Here is a 3246-nt window from a genome sequence, read left to right as displayed (position 1 = left end):
GGTAGGGTTAATTTCTCCCATGTTCTCCATGCGCTTCTTCAGTCTTTCCGCACTTCCCTGCAATTCTTCTACTGGTAGTTCGGAACTGCGTTGTTCATCAATGATTTCATCGAGGTTCACTTTGAACTCCACGCTGAGCCTTTCCTTCATGGTGGTCAGCTGAAGTTTCAGCTCATTCACTTTATCCTTGATGGTATTGAGTTGTTGCTCCAGCTGCTCTCTGGCGCGCTGTTTTGTTCTCAGCGTGCTTTCCAGTTCCTGTAGATGGTTACGGAAATTATAGTATTCCTGGTCTTTTTCGTTGAGTGCTTTTTCTTCTTCTTCGCGCTGACGGAACAGTTCTACCAGTCCATCGTCTGCGTGGCTCAGTTTTTCCACGGCGGCGGCAATATGGCTTACCGCATCTTCCAACTGCGTTTTATTACTGGTGATCTGCATGTGCAGGTCAGACAACTGTTTGCGTTTAAACTCCAGCTCTTGTTTCAGTGCCTGTACCTTGCTCTGCTGACGGGTATGTTGCAGGTTCTGGTTATTGAACTGCACGGTAGCCATATTAAACTGCTGTTCTGCTTCCTGGGCCATCCTGTCGGCGTCGGCGATGCTTTCCTGCAGTTCGGTTACCCTGTCATTGAGTCCTTCCAGTTCGTCTTTCACGCCGGAAATGCTTTCCTGGTTGGTTTCCAGGGATTGCTGCATTTCTTCCAGGCGTTTATCACCGGCTTCAATGAGGTGGTGGAAGTTTTCAATCCTGTTCTGGAGGCCAAACAGCTGATTGTTCAACTGGTTTACCCTTTCCCGCGCAGCATTGATATTATTTTCGTTCAACTGGCTGTTATAGCCTAATACTTCATCGTGTTTGCTTTGCAGGGCTACTTTCAGCTGCCCTACTACCCTTTCGAGGTCTTTGATCTCTACTTCGAGTTTTTCCAGGTTTTTGGCCCGGCCCAGTTTCTTGCCTTCAAATAATCCTACAGATCCACCGCTGATATTGTATTTACCGCGGTGCATGCGGCCGGATTTTTCTACCAGTAACATCCTTTCATCGGCCAGCTGGCTGAATTCCAGGCGGGTAAGGTCTTCCCCTATAAATACTTTGCCCAACAGGTGCTGGCCCAGTCCTTTATACTTTTCATCAATTTCCACTACGTCCAGCGCCGGAATAGTGCCCGGAGGCGCCAGCAGGGGCGTATTATCAGAGCGGAACTGGTCCAGTATAAAGAAGTTTGCTTTCCCTTTTTTATTGCTGTCGAGCAGCTGTATGGCCTGCACGGCTTCATGCACATTGTTGACCACATAGTAGCTCAGATAAGGCTCCAGCAGGTTTTCCACGCAGGTGCGGTATTCTTCCTTACAGAAAAATATATCACTCAGAATGGGGGCATTATTATTCCAATCGGGATTCTTCTTCAGAAATTTGATACTCTCCGGATAGCCTTCCAGGCTATCTACCAGTGATTTGAGGAGGTCGAACTCGTTCTTTTTGGAATCGAGGGTACGGTTCTCATCCACCAGTTTATCGCGCAGTCCTTCGATGTCGGATTGGGTAGCCAGGATTTTACCTTTGGTTTCTTCCTGGAACTGCACCATGCTTTCCAGTTCCGTTTTGCTGCCGGTGAGTGTTTGTTGCAGCGCCTCTTTTTCTGTTTCCAGCTGGGCAATTTGCTGCTGGCGGTTGGTCTTTTCTTCCTGGAGCTGTTGAATACTGCGTTGCAGGTTGAGGACAGAGGTATCGGCTACGGCTACTTTCTTTTCTGCCTCAAACTGTTGGCGTTGCCAGCGTTGCTGGTCGTTGCGCAATGTTTCGAGGGCTTGTTTCTTCTGCTGGAAACGTTCTTTCTTCTCCTCTACCATGTCGCGGAGGGTTTCCAGTTCGTCTGCCATGGTTTCAAATACTTCTCCTTCTTCTTCTACCTGTTTCTCGGTAAATTCAATGGAAGATGTTAATCCCTGCAGTTGTCCTTCCGCATTGTTGAGGAAGTCGTTGATATTTTTTTCGCGCTCCCGCAGGTAGGTCAGTTGCTGGGTGGCGAGGTTCTTATCGTTTTCTTTGGTGCGGATGGTAGATACGAGTTCATTGAAAGATTTCTGCATGGTTTGCAGTTCTCTTTCTTTGGCTACAAAGTGCAGTTTATCTTGTTCTACGGCGGCTTCGGCGGTGAGGATTTCTGTTTCCAGCGCCAGTTTGCGGTCACTTTCCGATTGCTGTGTATCTGACAGTTCTTTGAAGGTAACGTTAAAGCCTTCCAGAGCGGCTTTCGCCAGTTCTATACTTATTTCGCGGTATTCTTTCTTTACTTCATAGAAGCGTTCGGCTTTGCGGGCCTGGCTTTCCAGTGTTTTGAGGTTGTTATTGATTTCAAACAACAGGTCCTCAATACGGTTAAGGTCACCTTCTGTGGCGTCCAGTTTGGATTTAGCTTCTTTTTTACGGGTTTTGTATATGGAGATGCCGGCCGCTTGTTCCAGCATTCTGCGACGGCTGTTTTCTTTATCCTTGATGATATCGTCTACCATGCCCAACTCGATGATGGCATAGGAATCGGTACTCACGCCGGTATCCATAAACAGGTTATGGATATCTTTCAGGCGGCAGGCCACGTCGTTAAGACGGTATTCGCTGTCGCCGTTTTTATAAAATTTACGTGTAATCGTCACCGTAGTAAACTCGGTGGGCAGTACGTTTTTGGTATTTTCGAAGGTAAGGCTCACTTCTGCCATACCGCTGGCGGAGCGGCTTTTGGAGCCATTAAACACCAATCCGGCCTGATTATCAGAGCGGAGGTTGCTGATTTTGTGCTCGCCGATTACCCAGCGAATGGAGTCGATGATATTACTTTTGCCGCATCCGTTTGGTCCAATCACGCCGGTGATGCCCTCGTCGAAGTTCAAAACGGTTTTATCTGCAAAACTTTTAAAGCCTTTAATTTCTAGTGTTTTTAAGCGCACGTCGTACTCCGAGGTTTTTTAAGGCGTCAAAGATATAATTTTACCCGAATCAAAAAGTAATTTAAGTGAGATGCTATAATATAACCTAATTATTTATACACAATTAGGGCTCATTAGCTCCCGCCCGCAGCACGCTTCAACACTGTAATAGATTGGTTATAAATATAGTAAAAAGAACAATTAGAATTTAATTTGGTGTGAGAAAAAAGCGGAAAGCGAAAAGCAAAAAGCAAAAAGCCGATCGAAGCGACTGACTGGAGCGGATTTTCTTACTCAGGATGATACTGATTATGCTGATTT

General features: G+C 46.5%; 1 protein-coding gene. It reads right to left on the bottom strand.

The features are described from left to right. On the bottom strand, positions 1-2889 hold a 2889-nt coding region (gene smc / locus VIP81_RS11680; protein WP_414649336.1), incomplete at its 3' end, for a chromosome segregation protein SMC. Positions 2890-3246 lie beyond the last annotated feature (357 nt).

The sequence above is a fragment of the Chitinophaga sp. genome, assembly GCF_036566945.1.
GTDB lineage: Bacteria > Bacteroidota > Bacteroidia > Chitinophagales > Chitinophagaceae > Chitinophaga.
This window is presented reverse-complemented; position numbering and strand designations above follow the sequence as displayed.